Genomic DNA, 22,421 nt, shown 5'->3' with positions numbered 1-22,421 from the left:
ACGACGTGGTGTGGACCGGAACGTGGGTCGCGGAGCGACTGGGCGTCGAGCTGATCGGCGGCGGCGACCTGCCCGACCTGTTGGGCCTCGCACTGCGCCGCAACCCCAGACGCGCGCATCTGCTGGTCTCCAGCGTGCTCGGCAAGCACGTGCCCCAGCGGCCCTCCGTCGTCCACGGCGCCGGTCTCGACCTCGGGCGCCGGGTCCTGGACCTCCTCGGCGAGACCGAGGCCGCCCGCGCGGTCGTCCTCGGTTACGCCGAGACCGCCACCGCCCTCGGCCACTCCGTCGCCGACGGCCTCCGGCACGCCCCCTACCTCCACTCCACCCGGCGCCCGGTCCCCGGCGTCGCCCGCGCGGGCGGCTTCGAGGAGTCCCACTCCCACGCCACCTCGCACCTGCTGCTCCCCGAGGACCCGGCCCTGCTCGCGGGCGACGGCCCCCTCGTCCTCGTCGACGACGAGTTCTCCACCGGGAACACCGTCCTCAACACCATCCGCGCCCTGCACGAGCGCTACCCGCGCGGCCGGTACGTCGTCGTCGCCCTCGTCGACATGCGCTCCGCCGCCGACCTCGGCCGCCTCGACGCCTTCGCCGAGGAGATCGGCGCCCGCGTCGACCTGGTGACCCGCGCCGCCGGCACCGTACGCCTTCCGGAGGGCGTACTGGAGAAGGGACAGGCCCTGGTCGCACGGCACGAGACGGCGGGCGGGGAGCCGGCCGGCGAGACAGCGGGGGAGGCCGCAGGGGAGACAGCGGGGGAGGCCGCAGGGGAGACGGCGGGGGAGGCCGCGGGGGAGACGGCGGGGGAGGCCAAGAGGGCGGTCACCGGGACGACCACGACCGCCGTGGGGACCCCCGATACGGCTACCGGTACGGCCCCCGAGGGGACCCCTGATACCCCCGATATGCCCTCCGAGGCGGCGCCCCGGCCCGCCGCCCCCCTCCGTGTCGACCTCGGCTGGCCCTCCGGCGTGCCCGACGGCGGACGGCACGGCTTCACGCCCGCGCACCGCACCCGCCTCGAAGCGGCGCTCCCCGGCCTCGCCACCCGTATCGCACCCGCCCTCGGCGGCGCCCGCCGTATCCTCGTCCTGGGCTTCGAGGAGCTGATGTACGCGCCGCTGCGCCTCGGCACCGCCCTGGAGGAGGCCGGACACGACGTCCGGTTCTCCACCACCACCCGCTCACCCGTCCTGGCCGTCGACGACCCCGGCTACGCGATCCGCACCCGGCTCGTCTTCCCCGCACACGACGACCCGGCCGACGGACCCGGCGAGCGGTACGCGTACAACGTGGCGGGCGCGGACTTCGACGCCGTCGTCGCGGTCGTCGACTCCGCCGCCGACACCCCCGCGCTGCACGCCCCGGACGGCCTCCTCGCCCGGCTGGCCGCGCACATCCCACGCGTCGTCCTCGCGGTCGTGCCCTCGTACAGGCCCCGGACCACGGGACCGGAGACGCCGGAGACGCCGGAAGCCACGGTGACGCCTGTGACGACCGAGGCCCCCAAGGCACCCGAGGCCCCCAAGGCTCCCGAAGCCTCCAAAGCCGTCCAAGGCCTCCAGGGGCCCCAACCTCCCCAGGCCTCCCAACCTCCCCAGGCCTCCCAACCTCCCCAGGCCCCCCAGGTTCCCCAGGCCCCCCAGGTTCCCCAGGCTCCCGAAAGGAGCTAGCTCCATGCTGCCCGAGCCCCTTCGCGGCCCCGCCTTCTCCTCGTACGCCCCCGAGGAGGTCGGCTGGCTGCTCCAGGACCTCTCGGACGTCGTCCTGGAGGCGCCCACCGAGGAACGTGAGGAGGCCATCCAGAGCGGCGGCGCCCACTACGCCGAGTCGCTGCCCGTCGAGTACCAGCCCGACGCCCGCTACCAGGAGCTTTTCCACAGCGCACTGGAGGCCTCCGCCGCCCGTATCGCCCGCGCCGTCGGCACCGTCACGGAGACCGTCCTCGCCGAGCGCGCGGGCCGCCGCCCGGTCCTCGTCTCGCTGGCCCGCGCCGGCACCCCCGTGGGCGTCCTCATGCGCCGCTGGGCCCAGGCCCGGCACGGCCTCGACCTGCCCCACTACGCCGTCTCGATCGTGCGCGGCCGGGGCATCGACGCCACCGCCCTGCGCTGGCTAGCCGCCCACCACGACCCGGCCGACGTCGTGTTCGTCGACGGCTGGACGGGCAAGGGCGCCATCACCCGCGAACTCGCCCAGGCCATCGAGCGGTTCGAGGCGGCCGAGGGCGTCACCGGCTTCGACCCGGAGATCGCGGTCCTCGCCGACCCGGGCTCGTGCGTCCGCGTCCACGGCACCCGCGAGGACTTCCTCATCCCCTCCGCCTGCCTCAACTCCACGGTCTCCGGCCTGATCTCGCGTACGGTGCTCCGCGCCGACCTCGTCGGACCCGACGACTTCCACGGCGGGAAGTACTACCGCGAGCTGGCCGGTGTCGATGTCTCCGGCGTCTTCCTCGACGCCGTGTCCGCCCGCTACGACGAGGTCGCCGAGTCCGTCGCGTACGAGGTGAAGGAACTCCTCTCGACCGACCGCACCCCCACCTGGGAGGGCTGGGCGGCGGTGGAGCGGATCAGCGAGGAGTACGGCATCCACGACGTGAACCTCGTCAAGCCGGGCGTCGGCGAGACCACCCGCGTCCTGCTCCGCCGGGTCCCCTGGAAGATCCTCGCCAAGCGCGGCGCCGAAGCCGACCTCGCGCACATCCGCCTGCTCGCCGACCAGCGCGGAGTGCCGGTCGAGGAGGTCGACGACCTTCCGTACAGCTGTGTCGGCCTGATCCACCCCCGCTACACCCGGGGTGCCACGGGCGCCGACGGCAAGGCGGTGGCGGCCCGATGAACGCGACCCCGCCCACGACGGGCACGGGCACGGGAACAGGCACGGATACGGGACCGGGAACGGGTGCGGGGCGGGCGGGCGGCACCACCCTCGTCGCCAGCGACCTCGACCGCACCCTCATCTACTCCTCCGCCGCGCTCGCCCTCGGCATGCCCGACCCGCAGGCGCCCCGGCTGCTCTGCGTCGAGGTGCACGAGTCCAAGCCGCTGTCGTACATGACGGAGGAGGCGGCCGTTCTCCTCGCCCGGCTCACCGGCGAGGCCGTCTTCGTGCCGACCACGACCCGGACGCGCAAGCAGTATCTGCGGATCAGGCTCCCCGGCACCGCGCCGAAGTACGCGATCTGCGCCAACGGCGGGCACATCCTCGTCGACGGCGTCTCCGACCCCGAGTGGCACGCCTCCGTGCTGCGCCGGATCGCCGAGGAGTGCGCGCCGCTCTCCGAGATCCGCGCGTACCTCACCGCCACCACCGACCTGTCGTGGGTCCGCAAGCACCGGGTCGCCGAGGACCTCTTCGCCTACCTCGTCGTCGAACGGGAGCGGCTGCCCGCCGACTGGCTGGCCCGCTTCGGCGCCTGGGCGGGCGAGCGGGGCTGGACGGTCTCGCTCCAGGGCCGCAAGGTGTACGCGGTCCCGAAGCCGCTCACCAAGAGCGCGGCGGTCCGGGAGGTCGCCCGCCGCACCGGGGCCGCCCTCACCCTGGCCGCGGGCGACTCGCTCCTCGACGCGGACCTGCTGCTCGCCGCCGACCGTGCCTGGCGGCCCGGCCACGGCGAACTGGCCGACCACGACTGGACCGCCCCGCACGTCGACGTCCTCACGGAACGGGGGGTCGCGGCGGGCGAGGAGATCCTGCGCCGCTTCCGCGCGCGGGCAGCCGAGGCCGCCCGCGGGGTGTAGCTCCTAGGTCGGAAGAGACGGCCTAGCCGCAGCAGCCACCGCCACAGCAGCCGCCCCCGCCGCCGCCACTCGGTGCGGGGGCGGCGGCGGTCGAGCCGCCGACGGCCACGGCGGAGAGCAGCTTCACGGTGTCGTCGTGCCCGGCGGGGCAGGACGCCGGAGCGGAGGACTCGGCCATCGGCCGACTGAGTTCGAAGGTGTCACCACAGGTACGGCAACGGAATTCGTAACGGGGCATGGGGACAGGCTAGAGGCAGACCCCGGTCGCGCACGAGACCGGGGAGACCCCGGAGAGACCGGAGAGACCGTGGAGCGGCCCTGAGCCCATCACGGAGCCGGGGCCCGGCCATTCCCGGAGAACCGGCCATCAGGGGCGGGTGGACCGGCCGCCCCGAGCCGCCGGACCGGCCATCACCGGGCCTGGGGCCCGCCCACCGCCGGAGAACCGCCCACTGCCGGAGAACCGCCCACTGCCGGAGCACCACCCACCGCCGGAGAACCGGCTGCCGCCGGAGCACCACCCACCGCAGGCCGGGGCCCGGACTCGCTCACTGCCCGCCGCCGCGCTCCTCCCGTATCCGGCCGACGACCTGCGCGGCGGTGGCGCGTACGCCCTCCAGTTCGGTGAGGAAGTGCCAGTAGTCCGGGTGGCGCCCCTCCAGGGTGCCGACCGCCCGGTCGAGCCGGGCCACGGCCTCGTCGAGCGGGCGGGCGTGCTGCGGCTCGGGCGTGCTGCGGCCCTCCATGGCGAGCCGCTGGGCATCGCGTACGGCGAACCGCGTCCGGTCGATCTCGGCGCTCGGGTCCACCGCGACGGCGTCCAGGCGCCGCAGCCGCTCTCCGGCGGCGGAGACGGCCTCGTCGGTGGTGTCGAGCAGGGCGCGGACGGTCGAGAGCAGCGAGGTGGCGTCGGGCCAGCGCTGCTCGGCCCGCGCCGTGGCGGCCTCGGCGAGCCGGTCCCGCGCCTGCTTGAGGGAGTCGGCGGCCTGATCGGGCACGTGCTGGAGGTCCTGCCAGCAGGCGGCGGCGAACCGGCGCCGCAGCTCGGAGAGGACGGGCTCGACGCCCTCGGTGCGGGTGGTGAGGGCTTCGGCACGGGTCCGCAGGGAGACCAGGCGCCGGTCGATCTCGGCGGCCCGTCCGGGCAGCCGCTCGGCCTCGGTGCGTACGGCCTCGGCGTCCCTGAGCACCCGGTCGGCGCGCTGGAGGGTCTCGGGGACGCCGTGTCGCCCGGCACCTTCGTTGAGCGCGGTCAGCTCGGGGCCGAGGGCGGCGAGCCGGGCGGCGAGGTCGTCGGCGCGCAGCCCCGCTTCCCGTACGGAGTCCAGGGCGCCGCTCGCGCCCCGCAGGGCCTGCCGGGCGCGTTCGACGGCGGGGGCGAGCCGGGCCAGCTGGGTCTCGGCCCGGCCGAGGAGGGGGCCGAGGCTCTGTTCGAAGCGGTCGAGTTCGGTCCTGGCGCGGTCCAGCTCCTCCTTGGCGCGGGTCAGCTCGGTGCGGGCGCGGGTGGCGGTCGCGGCGTCGAGTTCGTCGCGGTCCAGGTCGTGGGCGTCGACGGCGCTGATGTAGGTGTGGCTGACCTCGTCGATCCGGCGCCCGAGGGCCTCGAAGCCCTCGACGGCGCGCCGGGCCTCGAGGGAGTTGTCGACGGCGGTGATGGTCTCGATGGAGATCCGCAGCCCGCGCTGGGCGGTGTCCAGCTCGTAGAAGGCGGCTGCGGCGGCGTCCTTCGCGGCCTGTGCCTCGGCGCGCTGACTCTCGCCGCGCCCGCCGAACCAGCGCCGGGTGCCGCCACCGGCGAAGGCGCCGGGCAGGAGGGCGCCGGCGAGCAGGGGCAGGGCGAGGGCGAGCCGGAGAGCGGTGAGACCGGGAGGCATACGGCCGCCGGAGGGGGCGCCGGAGGGGGCGCCGGTCGGGCGGGGCGCGGCGGGGACCCGACGGGGAGGCTCGGGGCGGGAACCGGGGTCCGCCGGACTGGGGGCCAAAGGCTGGGGACAGGAGCCCGCCGGGCTGGGAGCCGCGGGGTGGGAAGGGGTGTCTGTCGGGCGGAGCGCGTCACGACGCCGGACGTCGCCCGCCCCCCTCGCGTCGCTCGCCGCCACGTGCCTCTCCCGTGCTGTGTCCGCCGTGCCCGGTCAGGGTTCATTCTCCCATCCGGTAAGGACGAACACACAGGCCGGTCAGTTCGCGGTGCGGACGGTCACGTCGCCGTTGTCGCTGCGGGCGCGGACGGAGCCCTCGCCCGCGTCCCGGCGGGGGACGTCGACACGGACCCGGCCGTTGCCGCTGGTGGCGTCGACGGCGTACTCGGCGGTGGGTACGGAGACGGTGATGTCGCCGTTGTCGGTGGAGGTCTCGACGCGGCGGGGGACGGCGCCGAGGGAGACCCGGACGGTCCCGTTGTCGGAGCGGGCGGTGACGTCGGGGGCGGTGACGTCCGGTTCGACGGTGATGTCGCCGTTGGCGGTGTGCAGATCGAGCGGGGCGGTGGACTTGTGGACCCGGACGTCCCCGTTGTCGGAGCGGATCTTCAAGGGGGTGGCGAAGCCCTCGGCGGTGACCCCGCCGTTGTCGTCGTCGATGGTGACGGCGACGCCCCGGGGGACCTGGACGCGGTGGACGCCGCTGCAACTGGAGGCGACGGCCTCGCAGTGGACGCGCAGGGTGAGCCGCCCGTCGGCCAGCTTCCACTCGGGCTCGGGCCCGGAGCCGAGGAAGGCCCACCCGTCGATCTGCCGCTCGACCCGTACGTCGTCGACGTCGGCGGGGGTGACGACCAGCTTGGTGTTGTCGGAGTCGATGGTCAGCGCCTTGCCCTCGAAGGCGAAGTTCTCGCGCTCGACAGGCGCACCCTCGACATCGGCGGACCCGCACCCTCCGAGCGTGAGCGCCCCGAGCAGCACCGCACCGGAAGCGAACAGCACGCGCGTCGCACGACCAACCACCATGAAACCGAACCCCCAGAACCGTGAGCAGTCCCCGCACGCTATTCCCCCCGCCCACCCGACCACGATCCGGCAGCCCACCGCCCCCGGGGTGGGGCTACCCCTAGGCCCCGCCACAGGGTTTGCGGCATCCACCCCGGCGCCATGTAGGCTGATGGTTCTTCCACGGGTGCGTAGCTCAGGGGTAGAGCGCTGCTCTTACAAAGCAGATGTCGGCGGTTCGAAACCGTCCGCGCCCACCACTCCGGCCTTGCATTCAGGTCGGTGACGGCCCAGGTCGGACAGTATCCGGCCTGGGCCGTCGGCGTTTCGTCGCGCCTTCGTCGGGGCCGGGTCGTGTGCCGGGGACGGTGCCACCCGTCGAGTCGAGTGGGGCGCGGTTGGCCCCCGCCATCAGGCGTCAGCCCCCGCAAACGCCCGCCCGCTGTAGTCGAGCATTTCGCGTACAGCCGGGCTCAGGGTGTTCTTCCAGACCAGGGCCAGTACGGCGGGGGTTTCCGCGTCCGTGATGGGGCGGGCGGTGAGGCGGTCGGTGTAGCTCGTGGCCATGGATTCGCTCAGGATGGCGACGCCCAGGCCGCGGGCTGACAGGTCGGCGATGGCGTCTCCGGCGCTGGCCTGGAGGGCGATCTTCGGGTGGAGGTTCTGTGCGGCGCACGCGAGGTCGAAGACCGTGCGCAGGCCGGTGCCGGGAGGCATGCAGACGATCGGGTGGGTCACCAGTTCGCGCAGGGTGATCCGGTCCTGGGCCAGCAGGGGGTGGCCGGCCGGTACCGCCACGACGAGCCGTTCGCTGATGATCGTCAGGGCTTCCAGGCCGTCGGGGGCGGCCGTCGCGGTTCCGACGAGGGCCAGGTCGAGGGTGCCGGATCGGACCCCCTCGACGAGGCGGTCCGACGTGTCCTCCAGGAGGGAGATCTCCACCCCGGGGTGTGCCTGGTGGAAGGCGGAGAGCGCGTCGAACAGGGGCGTGATCGTGCAGCCGATGACCATTCCCACCGTGAGCCGCCCCCGGATCAGGTCGGCGACCTCGCTCACCGCCTGGTCGACCGCTCCGGCCGCGGCGAGTGCCGCGCGGGCGTGTTCGAGCGCGGCCTTTCCCGCGACGGTGAGCGTGGCGATCCGCGCCGACCGGTCGAACAGTTCGGCGCCGAGTTCCCGTTCCAGCTGGCGGATCTGAGCGCTGACCCCGGACTGGCTGATGTGCACCCGTTCCGCCGCTCGGGTGAAGTTCCGTTCTTCCGCGACCGCGACGAAGTACTCTAGCTGCCTCAGTTCCATGACTACGGATTCTAGTTTCCATCGGAATCATTTGTTGGACTTCTGGATCATGGCAGATCAGGCTGGACGTGCGGGGCCGGAGACCTCAGTGGTTCCTCGGTTCCGTGGTTCGCGGTCGACAGAGCAATGCCAGGAGAAGAAACATGACCGAGTACGAGAAGGCCATGCGGCCCGAGGACATCACCCGTCTCTTCGTCGAGCGGTCGAACGAGGGCGACGCGGCCGGGGTCGCCGCGCTCTACGCGGAGGACGCGGTGATGGCCTATCCGCACGACGACTGGACGGTGGGCCGGGAGGCGATCCGTGAGCTGTGGGAGAAGGTCCTCGCCGACCGTCCCCGCTTCGAGTTGGAGACGCCGCTCCCGACGCTGGTCAGCGGGGACACCGCCCTCACCTCGACCCCGCCGAGGGACGGGGCCGGTGCGCGGGCGCAGGTCGTCCGGCGGCAGGCCGACGGGAGTTGGGTGCGGCTGCTCGACCAGCCCGAGTTCCTCCAGCCCGGCCAGTAGGAAGCCCGTTTCAGGAGCAGGCCCGTCCAGGAGGAGTCGAGCGCCGTACGGCTCCGAACGCGGCTCCCGGCGGTCCCGCCCGTGCCTACCAGCCCCGCCCCTCCGGCAGCGCGTCCAGGCCCGGCGCCGACAGGTGCAGTACCTCGTAGCGCTCCGTGGCCTCCTCGTCCGGTGCGGAGGAGTCCGCCCACAGGACGAAGCGCAGCAGTCGCCAGTGGTGCGGGTCGAAGGCGAGCGCGGCGGTGTGGACGGACTCGTGGGCGGCGAGGCGGCGCAGTTCCTCCGTCTCCCGGTCGATCAGGGCGGACAGGCCCAGGCCCGTGCCGGCCAGGTCGGTGCCGGCGTCGACATCGGCGGGGATCGGGGTGAGGCGGCGGGAGGCCGCCTTGGGCGGTGCCGTGCGGGCGGGGCCGGTGTGGCAGGCGATGCCGGTCCAGTGGCGGGCGGCGGGGCGGCCGAAGTCCCGGAGGATGTTCTGGAACCCTCCGCCGCCGACGAGGAACCGGGCCATCGCACCCGTGTCGTTCCACAGATAGAAGGGTGCGTACTGGTTGACCGGCGAGCCGTCCGTACCGCGTTCGCGGATGGCGTACGCCTTCAGGCCCAGTCCGGCCCGGTCGTCGAGGAGGGGGCCGCTCCTGGCCACCCGCTCGCGGATGATCCCCATGTCGTAGTCGGCGGGCAGGGTGATCTCGTACTGCTGGGCATACACGGGCGGGCGGCCTTTCCTCGCGGAGGGGTGGTCAGGGGGTGTGCGGTGCCGCGCGGTACTCGGTCTCGGAGACCTGGGGGCCGCGCTCGGCCTCGGTGCCGTCCGGGGCGACGTCCTGGACGGCCAGATGCGTCATGAAGGTGGTGGGCGAGGCGCCGTGCCAGTGCCACTCGTCCGGCGCGATGCGCACGGTGTCGCCCGCGCGGATGACGGTGACCTCTCCGCCCCGGCACTGGACGAGCCCGGCCCCCTCGGTGACATGGAGGACCTGGCCGAAGGGGTGACGGTGCCAGGCGGTGCGGGCACCCGGTGCGAAGTGGACGCTGTCGATCCGGAAGCGTGACGTCCCCTCGGGCGGGGCGATCTCGTCGATCCACGCCGCCCCGGAGATCCACTCGGGCGGCGCGACGGCGGTGGTGCGCGGCGTACGGGAGACACGCATGGAGGCTTCTTTCCGGGGGTGCGGCTGTCTGCGGTGCGGTACGGGACTACTCGGGCGCGGTGCGTTCCTGTGCGGCCAGCAGGCTCAGTACTCCGCCGACCGCCTGGTCGAAGGGCCGCATCGAACCGGCCGCGCGGGCCAGGACGTAGCCGCCCTGGAGCGTCGCGACGAGCGTCGCGGCCGTCGCGTCCGGGTCGAGCGTCGCGGCCAGTTCGCCGCGCTCGCGTCCCTCGGCCAGTACGCCGGCCAGCCGTTCCCGCAGCCAGGCGAGGGTGTCGTCGACGGGGGCCCGCAGCGCCGGGTCGGCCATGACGTCCGGGTCCTGGGTGAGCCGCCCGATCGGACAGCCCTTGAGGACCTCGCGCTCGCGGCGCAGATACGCGGTGACGCGGTCGACCGCGGTCCCCGGCGCGGAGAGCTGCTCGTCGGCTTTGGCGCGCATCTCCTCGGCCGTCCGCCGGATCGCGGCGAGCGCCAGATCCGGCTTCCCGGCGAAGTGGTGGTACATGCTGCCCTGCCCTGCACCGGCCCGTTGCTGGATGGCCTTGGGGCTGGTGCCGGTGTAGCCGCGTTCCCACAGCAGTTCGCGCGTGCTCTCGATGAGGCGGTCCGCAGTGTCCATGGCCGGGAGTGTACATACTAGTAGGTACAGAAGGGGGTGGACTGGCCTGCGCGGGGGTGTGACCTGGTGGAAAGGGGGAGGGCCCTCCCGTCCGGCGTCCGGCGTTTGGAGCCTGGCGTCCGGCGTCCGGCGCTCAGAATCCGGCCTCCGGCGGAGGGCGCCTCCAGTGCGCGGCCGGGCGGGTCAGCCCTTGATGACCTCGACCTTCTTGTCCCCGGCCGACTTCGCCGAGGCGGCGACCGCCTTGACCGTTCCGTTCTCCCGATCGGACGACGGCTTGACCGTGCCCGTCTCGCGGTCGGAAGCCGCGGTGACCCACTTGACCGTGCCCGTCTCGCGGTCGGACGCCGCCGTCGTGCTCGGGCCGGTGTGGGCCGCGAGGGCGACGAAGGTCGCGGCCAGGACGCCGAGGGCTATGCCCGCCTTGGTCGCCATGGGGTGGGTGGTGTGGATCTGCGCCATGGGGTGTCTCCCTGAAGTGCCTTTGCCTGAAGGTGAGATGAACGTACCTTGTGCAGGGTTGTGGGGGGAATGGATGGCGAGTTGACGTCGAGCCCGCGCGGCCGGTGTACTCCCCGCATGGCTGATGTCGGGGACGCGCCCGAACCGGGGGCGCAGAGCGGTGAGATGACGCCGCAGCGGTATATCGAGGGCCGGCTCGTCCAGTACCAGGGCTGGTACGACGCCAAGGCGGCCCGCATGAAGGCGATGCATCTGCGGATGCGGACCGTCTCGGTCGTCGGCGGGGCGCTCGTGCCCGTCTTCGTCAACGTGGACGCGGGCTTCGCGCGGATAACGGCCACCATACTGAGCGTGATCGTCGTCGCCGCCGTCTCCCTGGAGAGCGTCTTCCGGTACCGGGAGCAGTGGAAGAACTACCGGTCGACCGAGCAGCTCCTCGGGCACGAGCGCGTCTACTTCGAGACCAAGGTCGGGCCGTACCACGGCCTGCCCCGGCGGGAGGCGTTCTCGACGCTCGTCGCCCGGGTCGAGAAGGCCATCGCCAACGAGAACTCCGCCACTCTCAACGTCATGACGCTCGGCGGGCAGGTCAACGCCGACGTCCAGCAGCACGGCATCCCCGGCCCCCGTACGGCCGGCGACTCCCTCGACCCCGCCGACGACAAGGGGCCCCGGAGTCCCTCCGAAGCCCCCTGAAACCGGCGTAGTACGTCAGGTTCCCGACGTCAGCACCACTTGTAGTCGACTCGGGACGAGTTGTACGAGCAGACGCTCATCCGCGTGCCGTTCGACTTGCGCAGGGTCGCCGTGTCACGGTCGTTGTTCCAGACGTAGGCGCCGCGGTTCTGGTACACGTTCGTGGCGGTGTTCTTGCCCCGGCCCGTACGGACCGTCACGATCTTGCCCTTGCCGAGGGTGAAGTTGCCGAAGGTGTACTTGTGGTTGGACGCGTCCGTGAGCGTCCAGCCGCGCAGGTTGACCGCCGCGCCGGTCGTGTTCCGTATCTGCACGTACTCGCCGTTGAGGCTCGCGTTCGAGCGGTTGTCCGTACCCGGGCTGTCGTAGTAGATCTTGTACAGGTGGACCGACCCTGCGGCCTGCGCCTGCGTGGGCAGCAGCAGGATGCCGGAGGCGGCGGCCGCGGTCACGGCCGCGAGCGTGCGTACGCGAAGCATGAATGTCCCTCAGTTCTCTCCCCGGCTCCACCGATGGGGCCTGGGGAGCACACAGGATACGCACGCCCTTCACGCCATCTGCACGACTTCGCGAACTTCGACCCCGCCCCCGGCTCCCGCCCCACCCTCGCCTTCCTCCCCGGCCGCCCGCTCCGTCCCCGGCTCCCCGTCTCCCCGGCTCCGCCTCGGCCCCGCCCCCTGCCCGGCGCCTCACGCCCCGAACTCGTACTCCAGGACATACGCCGACGAGTCCAGCGTCATCTCGTTCAGTTCCACCGCCACCCCCGGCGCCGTGTACGCCGTGCGCCCGATCAGCACCACCGGCGTCCCGGACGCCAGCCCGAGCAGTTGCGACTCGTCCGCCGTCGGCATCCGGCACCGGATCTCCTCCCGGAACCGCACCGGCCGCTGTCCCAGCTCCGTCAGCCGGGCGTACGTGCCGCCGGGACCGGTGTCCATCTCCGCGATCAGCGTCCCCCGGACCAGCGCGGCGGGCAGATACGAGACCGAGAGCAGCACCGGCTCGGCGTCCAGGACGAAGCGGCGGCTGCGGACGCACACCGGCGCGCCCGGCGGCAGGCCCAGCGCCTCCGCGACCCGCGCCCCGGCCGGTCCCTCGGTCACCTCTATCCGGTCGACGAGCAGGTCACGGTCGTCCGGCACGTCCGCCGACCAGATCGAGTGCCCATGCGTCCAGCGCTCCCCGGACAGGCGCGGGATGCCCCGCCGCCGCAGCGGACGGAAGGCGCGGACGAACACGCCGGCGCCCTTGCGCGCCTCCGCCAGCCCCTCGTTGCGCAGCACGGAAAGCGCCTGACGTACCGTCATCCGCGCCACGCCGTACGTCGCCATGAGGTCGTTCTCGCCGGGGAGGCGGTCACCCGGCGCGAACTCCCCGGACTGGATCGCGGTCCTCAACTCGTCTGCGATTCTTTGGTACTTGGGCCGACGAGGGCTGTCCTGGTCAGTCACGGCTGGGCCACTCCCTTCCTCTGCGTGACACCCTACGGCGCACCCCGGGGGCCCGGCCCGCGTGCGCGTTCCGTACCGCCGGGTGGTCCATCCGGTGAGGGACATCTCTAGAGATACGTTGACAGGACGCCCCCGGAGGGCTTCCCTAGTGGTCCCCATGCGTCGGGAGCGCTCCAGGAACGCTTTCGGAACGCTTCGGCAATCGGGACGGAGGGGATGGGTGCAGCCACAGCCCGAGGTCGGTGACCTCGTCCGTGACACCGCCACCGGGCGGGTCGGTTTCTATGTGGGAAGCGTCGCGGGACGCCTTCTGCTCCGGGCTGTCCACGGCGGTCTGCGCTGGGAGGCCGAGCCTTCCGACGTACAGGCCGCCACCCCGCTGCGCGAGCTGCGGGCCCGCGCGGCGGAGATCAACGCCAGGAGCAGACGGGAGGCCGGAGGGCTGGGGTGAACACGGCCGCCCCGAGGCACGGGCCAGGGGGACGGAGCCGAAGCCGAGGGCGAGGGCGCGCGTCTACTGGGACGAAGCCGGGGACGCGGGCCTGCGGAACGAAGGCCGGGGCTACGGGCCCGGGGCGCGGAGCCGGGAGCATGGGCCGGAGGCGGGGGGCGGGCCGTTGTCAGTGGCGCGCGCCACACTGGAGGCATGTGCCGCAGCATCAAGACGCTCCGCCCGCCCGCGCTGCCCGAGGAGGCGACCGAGGACGACATCCGCGCCGCCGCCTTGCAGTACGTCCGCAAGGTCTCCGGCTTCCGTGCCCCCGCCGCCCACAACCGCGAGGTCTTCGAGCGGGCCGTGGACGAGATCGCGGAGGCCACCGCGAGACTCCTCGACGGGCTTGAGATACGCGGGGCGCACCCCGCCGTCAGGAAGCGGGAGCGGGAGCCGGTCCCGGACGCCGGATGACGCAGGCGGCGAGTCCGCCCGCGAGGAAGAGCGCGAGGGTCGACACCCCCGCGCTGAACCAGGTCGCGCCCAGCCACTGACCGCCGAGCCAGCCGAGCCCCACGCTGTACGCGGCCCAGGTCAGGCCCGCCAGGGCCGACCACGGCAGGAACTCCTTGACGTGCCGCTTCGCCGCGCCCGCGCCCAGGGAGACCACGGAGCGCCCGGCGGGGGCGAACCGTGCGAGGACGACGAGCAGGCCGCCGCCCCGGGCCAGCGCGGTGCCGAGGCGCTCCCGCGCGAGGGCGAGGCGCTTCGAGCGGGAGAGGGCCCGGTCGATCCTGGCCCCGCCCCGGTGGGCGAGCCGGTACGCCAGGAAGTCGCCGAGCACGGAGGAACCGGCCGCGCAGAGGAGCAGGGGGAGGAGCGAGGGGACGTGGGGGGTGGCCGCCGTGGCGGATGCCGCTGCCGTGGCGGCGGTGATCACCAGGAAACCGCTCGGCAGCACGGGCAGGAAGACGTCGAGCAGGATCGACGCCGACACCACCGGATATATCCATGGGCCGGCGGTGAGCGACCGCAGCGATCCCAGGCTGTCGAGCAGATTCACAGGGCAAGAGCCTACGCGGGGCTGAAGCCCTGACGTCCGGGTGGGGTACGGGGCCCGGCCGCCGTCCTCCCGGGCGCGAAGCGGAATGCCCTTCGGGCGCCACTCGGGCGCCCCGCCCCGGGTGCGGTGCGGGCCCGCCACGGGCGGACCCAAGGGGTACGGGCGCTTCCCGGACGGGTGCGGGACCGGCCATCGGCGTGCGTCCGGTCGGTCCCTCTGGCGGGCGCGGCCCCGGAGGAGACCTGACAGGGCCGCGCGGTGCTGTGCGAATGTGACGGAAACCGCTCGGTGCGAGGGCCGGATTCCTTCGGCTCGGGCGGAGGGAAAGGGCCGGAATACACGCTGTGGATTCCGGCCCTCTCCGGTAGCGCGCCTCAGGCCGAGACCCGTGCGCCCTTCTCCTCGTGTCCGGCGTGCGTGCCGCGCGCCGTTCCGTCGGGACCCACCCGGCCGCCGAACAGGCGGTCGAGCGCCAGCGCTCCGGGCCCGGTGAAGGCGATGAGGAGGAAGGCCCAGCAGAACAGGGCCGCGTCCTCGCCGCCGTTCTGGAGCGGGAAGAGGGCCTCCGGCTGGTGCACGTTGAAGTACGCGTACGCCATCGAGCCCGAGGCGAGGAACGCGGCGCTCCGGGTGCCGAGTCCGGCCAGGACCAGACCACCGGCCCCGAGCTGGATGACGGCGGCGTACCAACCAGGCCAGGTGCCCGCCGGTACCGTGCCGCCGCCGTAGGCGCCGCCGAGGACCCCGAAGAGGGCGGCGGCGCCGTGGCAGGCGAACAGCAGGCCGACGACGATCCGGAAGAGGCCGAGGGCGTACGGCTGGGCCTGGTTCAGCCGGTCCGCGAGGCCGGCCGGGTGGCCGGCGGGGCGGGCCGGGTTGCCCCGGGTGTGCAGGGCGCTCCGGTCGCCCTGGACTATCGGGGTTTTCGGTTCGTTCATGGGGGGAGCTCCTTCGGCCTTGCCCCGTCCTTGGGCGGACGGGGGGTGGGGGCGGAAACCGATGAGGCCGAAAGGTTAGGCACCCCTCAGTAATGCTTTCAAGTTCAACATTCGGTCGACGAGAAGTGTGTGAAGCTGTGCGCTTCCCGCCGACCGAAGCCGAACCCGTCTCAAGGGGCGGGCGTTCAGCAGCCGTTGAGGATGTTCCCGAGCGCGGTCTTCTCCGCCGGGTCGACGCTGAGGTTCCAGTAGTGCTTCACGTGCACCCACGCGCGGACGTACGTGCAGAGGTAGGCGGTCCGCGACGGCAGCCACTTCGCCGGGTCCTTGTCGCCCTTGGACTGGTTGACGTTGTCGGTGACGGCGATGAGCTGGGGGCGGGTCAGGTCGTTGGCGAAGTCGCGGCGCTGCGCGGTCGTCCACGAGGAGGCGCCCGAGCGCCATGCCTCGGCGAGCGGGACCATGTGGTCGATGTCGAGGTCCGTCGCGAGGGTCCAGGTGGCGCCGTCGTACTCGGAGTACCAACTGCCGCTGACCGGAGAACAGTTGGCGTCCGTGACGACGTTCACGCCGTCCCGCTTGAGGACGGTCTCGCGCGTGTTGCAGGTCCCGGACTGGGTGATCCAGTGCGGGAAGAGGTCCCGGCTGTAGCCCGAGAGGGTGCCTTCCGCCTTGACGGTCAGCTCGGTCAGATAGGTGCGGGCCGTCGCGGCGCTGACCGGTGTGGGCATGGCCGCCTGGGCGGTCGGGGCGGTGGCGAGGACTCCGGTGAGGGAGAGGGCGACCGAGGCGGCCAGGACGGTGAGTCGACGCGCGTAGATCATGCCGTGGGGCATGGAAACTCCCTTGAGGTGGGGGGACTTCGGCTGTTGCCGTCCCCGCGTGGGTGCCGGGCGACGGCCCGGTCATCGTGGCGGCGCCAGGTTTCGATGGGGGGTGCGCCAGGTAACAGCGTGGCGACATGGACACATCACATCAATGGGTGTGACGCATTCTGGCGGAGCGTCAGATTCCGCCCGGTGTCAGGAAGGCGGGGGAGGAGGGGCGGGCGGGCGCATGACGAAAGGCGGGACCCCGGGCCGTCGATCGGCCCGGGGTCCCGCCTCGGTCTCTGGATCGCCCAGGGGGCGAAGGGGTGTTACGGAAGGATCGTCAGCGCGATCGAGCCGTCCGCCGCCGGTTCGATCCGGATCCGCGTGAGGTCCTCGACGTGCACGTCCGGTCCGAAGGCCGCCGCGCGCGGGCCCACGCCCACGACCCGCATCCCGGCGGCGCGACCCGCCGCGATGCCCGCCTCGGAGTCCTCGAAGACGAGACAGTCCGCCGGGGCGAAGCCCAGCTCGGCCGCGCCCTTGAGGAAGCCCTCGGGGTCCGGCTTGCTGGCGCCGACCTGCTCGGCGGTGACCCGGAGCTCCGGCATGCGCAGCCCCGCCGCACCCATCCGCGCCTGCGCGAGGGCCTCGTCCGCCGAGGTCACCAGGGCGTGCGGCAGCTCGGCGATCGCGGCCATGAAGGCGGGGGCGCCGGGGACCGGCACGACCCCGTCGAGATCGGCGGTCTCCTCGGCGAGCATGAGCCGGTTGTCGGCGTGGTTCTCCTCCATCGGGCGCTCCGGGAGGAGGACCGCCATCGTGGCGTACCCCTGACGTCCGTGGACGACCTTGAGCACGGCGTCCGCGTCGAGGCCCTGCCGGTCGGCCCAGCGGCGCCAGCAGCGCTCGACGACGGCGTCCGAGTTGACGAGGGTGCCGTCCATGTCCAGGAGGAGGGCGCGGGCGGTGAGCGTTGCCGGGGTGGTGGCGGCCATCGGGTCTCCAGGGGGGTGGTGCGGAGAACGAAGCGGTCCCGCCCACCGGTCAGGGATTGCGGGCGGGGCCACTTTGTTCTTCCACGATACAAAACGGGGGGTCGTCTTGGCCACCCCGTCCGCATTCCGGTCCCTTCATCCCCTCCCGCACCCGGGACTCACAGGTGGGGCGTGAGCCGTTCGAGCACCTTCCGGGTGTTCGGCCCGTAGACGCCCTCCGGGTCCCCCTGGATGTACATGTACGACTGGTAGATCCGTACCGCGTCCTGGACGTTGTCGTCGTACTTGCCGTTGGTGCGCCCCTTGTACGCCCCCACGACGATCAGCCGCCGCTGGAGTTCCCGCACCTCCGGTCCGGACGAGCCCAGGCTCAGCGTCGGCGCGTCCTCGTCCGTGTCCGTGTCCTCGTCCTTCGTGGCCGTGGGGGTCGGGGCCGTCTGCGGCGCCGTCGTCGTCGGGGCGACGGGTGCCTGGGCGGACGGGGAGGTGGTGGGGGACCCCGGGACCTCCGTGGTCGCCGAGGCGCTGGGCGAGGCGGTGGCGTCGGCGCTCGCGGTCGGGGTGGACGTGGGGGAGGGGGACGCGGAGTCGGGCCGGACCGTCGGGGCCGAGGTGGAGGGCTCCGGGGTCTCGGAGGAGGGCGACGGCTCCTCCGACACGGCGATGTTCAGCGAGGCGCTGGTGGTCACCTCGGGAATCCCCGCCCGGTCCTCGGTCTTGCCGGAGCCGCCGAGCAGGGAGGCGGCCAGGGCGGCGGTGCCCGCCACGGCGACGGCGGCCACGGCCGCGATCAGCACCCCCCGCTTGCGGCTGCGCCGCTCCGGATCCTCCGGGGGTACGCCGCCGTCGCCGCGCAGCAGGAGCGCCATGGTCTCGGCGGGGTCACCTTCGGGATGCCCACCGTGGGCACCGGGACCGCTGGGACCGTCGTGTCCACCGTGCCCGATGGGACCACCGGGACCACCTTGCCCACCGGGACCACCGTTCCCGCCGTGACCGCCGTACGAGCCGCCCTCCGGCAGCCGGATCGCGGTCAGCCGCGCGGTCGGCGGATCGGCGGCGTCGAAGGCCCCACCGGAGCCCCCGGCCCCACCAGGCACTGTGGTCCCACCGGACCCACCAAGCCCTCCGGCACCCCCGGCACGGCCCCCGGCACGCCCGGCATCCCCGGCACCACCAAGCCCCCCGGCACCCCCGGCACGCCCCCCGGCGCGCCCGGCATCCCCGGCACCCGCGCCCCCTCCGTACGCCCCTTCCCCCTCCTCCGAGGAGTCGAGGGTCACGTACGGCCTGATCCTCAACGGGTCGAAGTCCTCGGCCGCCGCCATCTCCGCCCGTGCGCAGGCGCAGCCAGGTCTGTGTACACCGCATTCAGGACAGACGTGTCCGGTCATGATTGGGCCCCTCCCCGATACAACTGCGAGCGATTATGCAGCCCGCCCCCTTCCCATGGGGGAACAGTCGCGCCCTCCACGGGCCATATCCGGACATTCGGATCAGGATGGAGGGGTCGTACGCCGTGAGGTCCGAGGAGACACCGGAGGAGACGCCCATGGCTCAGGAGACTCGCCTGTCATCGCCCGGCGGCGGAGCCCCGCCCGTTCCGGGCGAGGGGCAGAGCCACCGTACGGTCCTCGTCGCCATCGGCGCGCTGCTGCTCGGCATGCTGCTCGCCGCCCTCGACCAGACGATCGTGTCCACCGCCCTGCCGACCATCGTCAGCGACCTCGGCGGCATGGAGCATCTGTCCTGGGTGGTCACCGCCTACATCCTGGCGTCCACGGCGGCCACCCCGCTCTGGGGCAAGCTCGGCGACCAGTACGGCCGCAAACGCCTCTTCCAGTCGGCGATCGTCCTCTTCCTGATCGGCTCGGCCCTCTGCGGCATAGCCCGGAACATGCCGGAACTCATCGCCTTCCGCGCCCTCCAGGGACTCGGCGGCGGCGGTCTCATGGTCCTGTCCATGGCGATCGTCGGCGACCTCGTCTCTCCCCGGGACCGGGGCAGGTACCAGGGTCTCTTCGGCGCGGTCTTCGGCGCCACCAGCGTCCTGGGCCCGCTGCTCGGCGGGTTCTTCACCGAGCATCTCTCCTGGCGCTGGGTCTTCTACATCAATCTGCCGATCGGGGTCGTCGCCCTCTTCGTGATCGCCGCCGTGCTGCACATCCCGGTCGGCTCGACCCGGCACACCATCGACTACCTGGGCACCTTCCTCATCGCCGCCGTCGCCACCTGTCTGGTGCTCGTCGCCTCCCTCGGCGGCACCACCTGGGCCTGGGGCTCGGTGCAGCTCCTCGGCACCACCGTGCTCGGCGTCGTCCTGCTCGTCTGTTTCGTGTACGTGGAGCGGCGGGCGGCGGAACCGGTGCTCCCGCTCAAGCTGTTCCGCATCCGGACCTTCAGCCTGGTCGCCGTGATCAGCTTCGTCGTCGGCTTCGCGATGTTCGGCGCCATGACCTATCTGCCGACCTTCCTCCAGGTCGTCCAGGGCATCACCCCGACGCTCTCCGGCGTCCACATGCTGCCCATGGTCCTGGGCCTGCTGATCACCTCGACGGCCTCGGGCCAGATCGTCTCGCACACGGGCCGCTGGAAGGTCTTCCCCGTCGCCGGGACCGGGCTCACCGCGATCGGGCTCCTGCTGCTCCACCGGATGACGGAGGCCAGCCCGACCTGGGAGATGAGCGTCTACTTCTTCGTCTTCGGCGCCGGACTCGGCCTCGTCATGCAGGTCCTCGTCCTGGTCGTGCAGAACGCCGTCTCCTACCAGGATCTCGGCGTCGCCACCTCGGGCGCGACCTTCTTCCGCTCCATCGGCGCCTCCTTCGGCGTCGCGATCTTCGGCACGATCTTCACCAGCCGGCTCAACGGAAAGCTGGCGGAGGTCTTCGCGGGGGCGGGGGCCGTCGTGCCGCCGGGCACCGGAGCGGGCGAGGTCGCCGCCGACCCGCACGCCGTCGACCGGCTGCCGCCCGGACTGCGCCCCCAGGTCCTGCACGCGTACGCCACCTCGATCACCGACGTCTTCCTGTACGCGGCGCCCGTCGCCCTGGTGGCCTTCGCCGTCTCCTGGTTCCTCAAGGAGGACAAGCTGCGGGCTTCCGTCACCGCGCCCGACACCAGCGAGACGCTCGCCTCCAACCCCGTACAGCGCTCCTCGTACGACGAGTGCGCCCGCGCCCTTTCGGTCCTCGGCTCGCGCGCGGGGCGCCGGAAGATCTACGAGAAGATCACCGCCCGCGCCGGTCTCGACCTGCTGCCCGCCGCGAGCTGGCTGCTGCTGCGCATCCGCCGGCACGGGGTCGTCGAGCCCTCCCTCCTGGCCGAGACGGCTCCGGTGCCCCTCGCGACGATCACGGAGGCCGCCCGGCAGGTGGAGGAGCGGGAGCTGGTACGGCGGGAGGGGCACCGGCTGTTCCTCAGCGAGGAGGGCACGGTGGTGGCGTCCCGGCTCGCCGCCGCGCGGGAGGAGTCCCTCGCCGAGCTGCTCGGTGATTGGTGGGGACCGGAAAGGCCGACCGATCTGGTACGCCTGGTGGAGCTGCTGACCTCGGAACTCTCCGGCTCCGACGCCGAACGCCCGCACGCGGAGGGCCCGCCCCGCGACCACCGGGCCTGACGGGACCCGGTCCGCTCAGAGGTCCTTGCCGTACCAGATCTGGCTGTACGGCCCCGAGGAGTACGCCGGTATCTCCCCGTATCCGTGCCGGACGTACGCGGCGCGCGCCTCCACCAGGTCGAGACGGGTGTCGAGGACCATCCGGCGGGCGCCCAGGGCCCGTGCGTCCGCTTCGAGAGCGGAGAGCAGGGGGCCGACGCCGCCGCGCCCCCGGAAGGCGGGCCGCAGATAGATCCGGGTCAGTTCGGCCCGCTCCGCGTCGAGGAGGCGGAATCCGCCGCAGCCGGCCGGCACGCCCCCGTACCGCGCCACCAGGAACCGCCCGGTCGGCGGGGTCAGCAGCTCGGCGCCGTCGTCCTTGAGCCCCTCGTCGATCTCGGCCTCGGTCGCGGGCCGGTTCCAGTACCGCCCGGCCACGTCGCCGTAGTAGTCGCGGCGCAGCGCGGCGGATTCCGGGCGGTCGACGGGTTCGGGGGAGAACGTCCAGGTCATGAGGGCCATTCTTGGCGATCACGACCTGGACCGCAGCCGGTTTTCCGCCGGGTCAGGCCTTCGGGCCCGCCTGCTGGACGACCTCGAAGGACCACAGGGTGGAGCCGGTGGCGGCGGGCTTCGGGCGCTCGCCGCCACCCTCGCCACCGGCGCCGTGGGCGCCCTTCATGGAGCCGTTCATCCAGTTCTGGAAGTCCTCCTCGCTGCGCCAGCGGGTGTACACCAGGTACTGGTCGGTGCCTTCGAGGGGCCGCAGCAGCTCGAAGCCCTCGAAGCCGTCGGAGTTCTCCACGGCACCGGCGCGCGCGGCGAACCGCTGTTCGAGCACCTCGCGCTGCTCGGCGGGCACGGTCAGGACGTTGATCTTCACGATGCTCATGAAGGGCAGGATATGACCCCGGCCCGCACCGCCCGCCGTGCGCCCTCGGCGGGGTGGCTCAGTCGGTCACCCGGGCGATGAGCAGCCCGTCGTAGCCCTTGGCGCCGACCGTCTGGAGGGCGGTGGCGTCGAGCCGGGGTTCGCGGGCGACCAGCTCGAAGAGTTCCCTGGTGCCGGTGACCGCCGGGTCGTCCGGGTCCGGGACGAGGATCTTCCCGTCGCGTACGACGTTGTCGACGATGATCAGGGTGCCGGGGCGGGAGAGCCGCAGGGCCCACTCCGTGTAGCGCGGGTTGTTGACCTTGTCGGCGTCGATGAACACCAGGTCGAAGGGGCCCGCGCCCTCCGTCTCCAGGAGCGGCAGGGTGTCGAGGGCGGCGCCGGTGCGGATCTCGACGAGCCGGTCGAGCCCCGCGCGGGCGAGGTTGGCGCGGGCCACGTCCGCGCGCGCCGGGTCGGACTCCAGGGTGACGAGCCGCCCGTCGGCGGGGAGCGCGCGGGCCAGCCAGATCGTGCTGTAGCCGCCGAGGGTGCCGATCTCCAGGATGGCGCGGGCGCCCTGGGTGAGGGCGAGCAGCCGGAGCAGCTTGCCCTGGTTGGGGGCGACGGAGATGGCGGGCAGCCCGGCGGCGGCGGAGTCGGCGAGCGCGGCGGTGAGGGCGTCGTCGACGGGCGCGACGGTGGCGGCGAAGTAGGCGTCGACTTCGGCCCAGCGCGGGTCGGGCGCCGGGCTCGGGGACGAGGGGCGAGGGTGCGTCATGTGTGCGAACGTACACCCGGGTTGGCGGGGATCCGCCGAGCCCGGGTCCCGAACGCCGGTGCGAGGC

At 73.0% G+C, this 22,421-nt stretch carries 24 protein-coding genes, 1 tRNA gene and 1 pseudogene; 8 read left to right on the top strand and 18 right to left on the bottom strand.

The annotated features are described in order from the left end of the window. Positions 1-5: 5 nt before the first annotated feature. Positions 6-2,844 (top strand): annotated as a pseudogene (locus BU197_RS30265) (phosphoribosyltransferase domain-containing protein). Next, positions 2,841-3,746, top strand: a complete 906-nt coding sequence (locus BU197_RS05995) for an HAD family hydrolase (RefSeq protein WP_223183342.1) — start codon at positions 2,841-2,843, stop codon at positions 3,744-3,746. Before BU197_RS30265 ends, BU197_RS05995 begins: the two are co-directional and overlap by 4 nt. Positions 3,747-3,768: 22 nt before the next feature. Here BU197_RS05995 and BU197_RS05990 read toward each other — a convergent pair whose 3' ends face one another. From BU197_RS05990 to BU197_RS05980, 3 genes are all read right to left on the bottom strand, one after another. Further along, positions 3,769-3,984 (bottom strand): FmdB family zinc ribbon protein, encoded by a 216-nt coding sequence (locus BU197_RS05990; protein ID WP_188267154.1) that lies wholly within the window; start codon positions 3,982-3,984, stop codon positions 3,769-3,771. A 310-nt stretch (positions 3,985-4,294) separates the two neighbouring features. Then, the gene (locus BU197_RS05985; protein ID WP_223183343.1) at positions 4,295-5,620 is read right to left on the bottom strand and encodes a hypothetical protein; all 1,326 of its coding nucleotides are present in this window, start codon (positions 5,618-5,620) and stop codon (positions 4,295-4,297) included. 303 nt (positions 5,621-5,923) lie between these two features. Beyond that, positions 5,924-6,691, bottom strand: a complete 768-nt coding sequence (locus BU197_RS05980; protein ID WP_188267152.1) for a DUF4097 family beta strand repeat-containing protein — start codon at positions 6,689-6,691, stop codon at positions 5,924-5,926. 164 nt (positions 6,692-6,855) lie between these two features. Here BU197_RS05980 and BU197_RS05975 point away from each other — a divergent pair. Next, positions 6,856-6,930, top strand: a tRNA-Val gene (locus BU197_RS05975). Positions 6,931-7,081: 151 nt separating this feature from the next. Here the strand turns inward: BU197_RS05975 and BU197_RS05970 are convergent. Continuing rightward, entirely contained in the window at positions 7,082-7,969 is an 888-nt protein-coding gene (locus BU197_RS05970; RefSeq protein WP_188267151.1) for a LysR family transcriptional regulator, read from the bottom strand. A gap of 143 nt (positions 7,970-8,112) precedes the next feature. Here BU197_RS05970 and BU197_RS05965 point away from each other — a divergent pair, with 143 nt between their 5' ends. Then, positions 8,113-8,478: a YybH family protein gene (locus BU197_RS05965; RefSeq protein WP_188267150.1), complete on the top strand. Its 366-nt coding sequence runs from the start codon at positions 8,113-8,115 to the stop codon at positions 8,476-8,478. Positions 8,479-8,563: 85 nt separating this feature from the next. Here BU197_RS05965 and BU197_RS05960 read toward each other — a convergent pair whose 3' ends face one another. The 4 genes from BU197_RS05960 to BU197_RS05945 all read right to left on the bottom strand — a co-directional run bounded on the left by BU197_RS05960 (position 8,564) and on the right by BU197_RS05945 (position 10,716). After that, a complete protein-coding gene (locus BU197_RS05960; protein WP_188267149.1) occupies positions 8,564-9,190 on the bottom strand; it encodes a DUF4865 family protein in 627 nt (208 codons plus the stop codon). A 31-nt stretch (positions 9,191-9,221) separates the two neighbouring features. Next, the gene (locus BU197_RS05955; RefSeq protein WP_188267148.1) at positions 9,222-9,632 is read right to left on the bottom strand and encodes a cupin domain-containing protein; all 411 of its coding nucleotides are present in this window, start codon (positions 9,630-9,632) and stop codon (positions 9,222-9,224) included. Positions 9,633-9,678: 46 nt separating this feature from the next. After that, a complete protein-coding gene (locus BU197_RS05950; RefSeq protein WP_188267147.1) occupies positions 9,679-10,254 on the bottom strand; it encodes a TetR/AcrR family transcriptional regulator in 576 nt (191 codons plus the stop codon). A 183-nt stretch (positions 10,255-10,437) separates the two neighbouring features. Beyond that, a complete protein-coding gene (locus BU197_RS05945; protein WP_188267146.1) occupies positions 10,438-10,716 on the bottom strand; it encodes a hypothetical protein in 279 nt (92 codons plus the stop codon). A 117-nt stretch (positions 10,717-10,833) separates the two neighbouring features. Between BU197_RS05945 and BU197_RS05940 the strand changes: the two genes are divergently transcribed. Beyond that, complete coding sequence (locus tag BU197_RS05940) at positions 10,834-11,412, top strand: DUF4231 domain-containing protein (protein WP_223183344.1); 579 nt, start codon at positions 10,834-10,836, stop codon at positions 11,410-11,412. Positions 11,413-11,441: 29 nt separating this feature from the next. Here the strand turns inward: BU197_RS05940 and BU197_RS05935 are convergent, their stop codons facing one another. Then, positions 11,442-11,891 carry a lamin tail domain-containing protein gene (locus tag BU197_RS05935; protein WP_188267145.1) on the bottom strand — a complete coding sequence of 150 codons (450 nt, stop codon included), beginning with the start codon at positions 11,889-11,891 and terminating at the stop codon, positions 11,442-11,444. 210 nt (positions 11,892-12,101) lie between these two features. Beyond that, entirely contained in the window at positions 12,102-12,863 is a 762-nt protein-coding gene (locus BU197_RS05930) for a GntR family transcriptional regulator (protein WP_188267144.1), read from the bottom strand. 220 nt (positions 12,864-13,083) lie between these two features. On the opposite strand from BU197_RS05930, the gene BU197_RS05925 reads away from it, so the two are divergent. Together BU197_RS05925 and BU197_RS05920 are read left to right on the top strand one after the other, a co-directional pair. Continuing rightward, complete coding sequence (locus BU197_RS05925; protein ID WP_188267143.1) at positions 13,084-13,314, top strand: hypothetical protein; 231 nt, start codon at positions 13,084-13,086, stop codon at positions 13,312-13,314. A 195-nt stretch (positions 13,315-13,509) separates the two neighbouring features. Beyond that, positions 13,510-13,770, top strand: a complete 261-nt coding sequence (locus BU197_RS05920; RefSeq protein WP_188267142.1) for a DUF2277 domain-containing protein — start codon at positions 13,510-13,512, stop codon at positions 13,768-13,770. On the opposite strand, the gene BU197_RS05915 is transcribed toward BU197_RS05920, so the two are convergent. From BU197_RS05915 to BU197_RS05895, 5 genes are all read right to left on the bottom strand, one after another. Then, positions 13,730-14,359 carry a DedA family protein gene (locus BU197_RS05915; protein ID WP_411158447.1) on the bottom strand — a complete coding sequence of 210 codons (630 nt, stop codon included), beginning with the start codon at positions 14,357-14,359 and terminating at the stop codon, positions 13,730-13,732. The two genes, BU197_RS05920 and BU197_RS05915, sit on opposite strands and share 41 nt — an antisense overlap. Positions 14,360-14,733: 374 nt before the next feature. Beyond that, positions 14,734-15,297, bottom strand: a complete 564-nt coding sequence (locus BU197_RS05910; RefSeq protein ID WP_188267141.1) for a DoxX family protein — start codon at positions 15,295-15,297, stop codon at positions 14,734-14,736. 185 nt (positions 15,298-15,482) lie between these two features. Next, positions 15,483-16,133 (bottom strand): HNH endonuclease family protein, encoded by a 651-nt coding sequence (locus tag BU197_RS05905; RefSeq protein ID WP_188267140.1) that lies wholly within the window; start codon positions 16,131-16,133, stop codon positions 15,483-15,485. A 302-nt stretch (positions 16,134-16,435) separates the two neighbouring features. After that, complete coding sequence (locus BU197_RS05900) at positions 16,436-17,104, bottom strand: HAD-IA family hydrolase (protein ID WP_188267139.1); 669 nt, start codon at positions 17,102-17,104, stop codon at positions 16,436-16,438. Positions 17,105-17,262: 158 nt separating this feature from the next. Further along, entirely contained in the window at positions 17,263-17,973 is a 711-nt protein-coding gene (locus BU197_RS05895) for a peptidoglycan-binding protein (protein ID WP_188267138.1), read from the bottom strand. Between the two features lie 683 nt (positions 17,974-18,656). Here BU197_RS05895 and BU197_RS05890 point away from each other — a divergent pair. Then, positions 18,657-20,723, top strand: coding sequence for an MFS transporter (locus tag BU197_RS05890; RefSeq protein WP_188267137.1), 2,067 nt, complete (start codon positions 18,657-18,659; stop codon positions 20,721-20,723). 15 nt (positions 20,724-20,738) lie between these two features. On the opposite strand, the gene BU197_RS05885 is transcribed toward BU197_RS05890, so the two are convergent. The 3 genes from BU197_RS05885 to BU197_RS05875 are packed head-to-tail and all read right to left on the bottom strand — an operon-like array spanning position 20,739 to position 22,354. Then, entirely contained in the window at positions 20,739-21,224 is a 486-nt protein-coding gene (locus BU197_RS05885) for a GNAT family N-acetyltransferase (protein ID WP_188267136.1), read from the bottom strand. A 43-nt stretch (positions 21,225-21,267) separates the two neighbouring features. Continuing rightward, a complete protein-coding gene (locus BU197_RS05880) occupies positions 21,268-21,594 on the bottom strand; it encodes an antibiotic biosynthesis monooxygenase family protein (protein WP_188267135.1) in 327 nt (108 codons plus the stop codon). A gap of 58 nt (positions 21,595-21,652) precedes the next feature. Beyond that, on the bottom strand, positions 21,653-22,354 hold the full coding sequence (locus BU197_RS05875; protein WP_188267134.1) for an O-methyltransferase: 702 nt from the start codon (positions 22,352-22,354) through the stop codon (positions 21,653-21,655). Positions 22,355-22,421 lie beyond the last annotated feature (67 nt).

Source organism: Streptomyces sp. CBMA291 (genome assembly GCF_014596525.1).
Classification (GTDB): domain Bacteria; phylum Actinomycetota; class Actinomycetes; order Streptomycetales; family Streptomycetaceae; genus Streptomyces.
The sequence above is the reverse complement of the archived record's forward strand: the minus strand, read 5'-3'. Positions and strand labels throughout refer to the sequence as shown.

Bases quoted from the DNA above. Each gene is read 5' to 3' on its own strand.
- BU197_RS05995 (WP_223183342.1), top strand. From the start codon at position 2,841: ATGAACGCGACCCCGCCCACGACGGGCACGGGCACGGGAACAGGCACG.
- BU197_RS05990 (WP_188267154.1), bottom strand. From the start codon at position 3,984: ATGCCCCGTTACGAATTCCGTTGCCGTACCTGTGGTGACACCTTCGAA.
- BU197_RS05985 (WP_223183343.1), bottom strand. From the start codon at position 5,620: ATGCCTCCCGGTCTCACCGCTCTCCGGCTCGCCCTCGCCCTGCCCCTG.
- BU197_RS05980 (WP_188267152.1), bottom strand. From the start codon at position 6,691: ATGGTGGTTGGTCGTGCGACGCGCGTGCTGTTCGCTTCCGGTGCGGTG.
- BU197_RS05970 (WP_188267151.1), bottom strand. From the start codon at position 7,969: ATGGAACTGAGGCAGCTAGAGTACTTCGTCGCGGTCGCGGAAGAACGG.
- BU197_RS05965 (WP_188267150.1), top strand. From the start codon at position 8,113: ATGACCGAGTACGAGAAGGCCATGCGGCCCGAGGACATCACCCGTCTC.
- BU197_RS05955 (WP_188267148.1), bottom strand. From the start codon at position 9,632: ATGCGTGTCTCCCGTACGCCGCGCACCACCGCCGTCGCGCCGCCCGAG.
- BU197_RS05950 (WP_188267147.1), bottom strand. From the start codon at position 10,254: ATGGACACTGCGGACCGCCTCATCGAGAGCACGCGCGAACTGCTGTGG.
- BU197_RS05945 (WP_188267146.1), bottom strand. From the start codon at position 10,716: ATGGCGCAGATCCACACCACCCACCCCATGGCGACCAAGGCGGGCATA.
- BU197_RS05940 (WP_223183344.1), top strand. From the start codon at position 10,834: ATGGCTGATGTCGGGGACGCGCCCGAACCGGGGGCGCAGAGCGGTGAG.
- BU197_RS05935 (WP_188267145.1), bottom strand. From the start codon at position 11,891: ATGCTTCGCGTACGCACGCTCGCGGCCGTGACCGCGGCCGCCGCCTCC.
- BU197_RS05920 (WP_188267142.1), top strand. From the start codon at position 13,510: ATGTGCCGCAGCATCAAGACGCTCCGCCCGCCCGCGCTGCCCGAGGAG.
- BU197_RS05910 (WP_188267141.1), bottom strand. From the start codon at position 15,297: ATGAACGAACCGAAAACCCCGATAGTCCAGGGCGACCGGAGCGCCCTG.
- BU197_RS05905 (WP_188267140.1), bottom strand. From the start codon at position 16,133: ATGCCCCACGGCATGATCTACGCGCGTCGACTCACCGTCCTGGCCGCC.
- BU197_RS05900 (WP_188267139.1), bottom strand. From the start codon at position 17,104: ATGGCCGCCACCACCCCGGCAACGCTCACCGCCCGCGCCCTCCTCCTG.
- BU197_RS05895 (WP_188267138.1), bottom strand. From the start codon at position 17,973: ATGGCGCTCCTGCTGCGCGGCGACGGCGGCGTACCCCCGGAGGATCCG.
- BU197_RS05890 (WP_188267137.1), top strand. From the start codon at position 18,657: ATGGCTCAGGAGACTCGCCTGTCATCGCCCGGCGGCGGAGCCCCGCCC.
- BU197_RS05885 (WP_188267136.1), bottom strand. From the start codon at position 21,224: ATGGCCCTCATGACCTGGACGTTCTCCCCCGAACCCGTCGACCGCCCG.
- BU197_RS05880 (WP_188267135.1), bottom strand. From the start codon at position 21,594: ATGAGCATCGTGAAGATCAACGTCCTGACCGTGCCCGCCGAGCAGCGC.
- BU197_RS05875 (WP_188267134.1), bottom strand. From the start codon at position 22,354: ATGACGCACCCTCGCCCCTCGTCCCCGAGCCCGGCGCCCGACCCGCGC.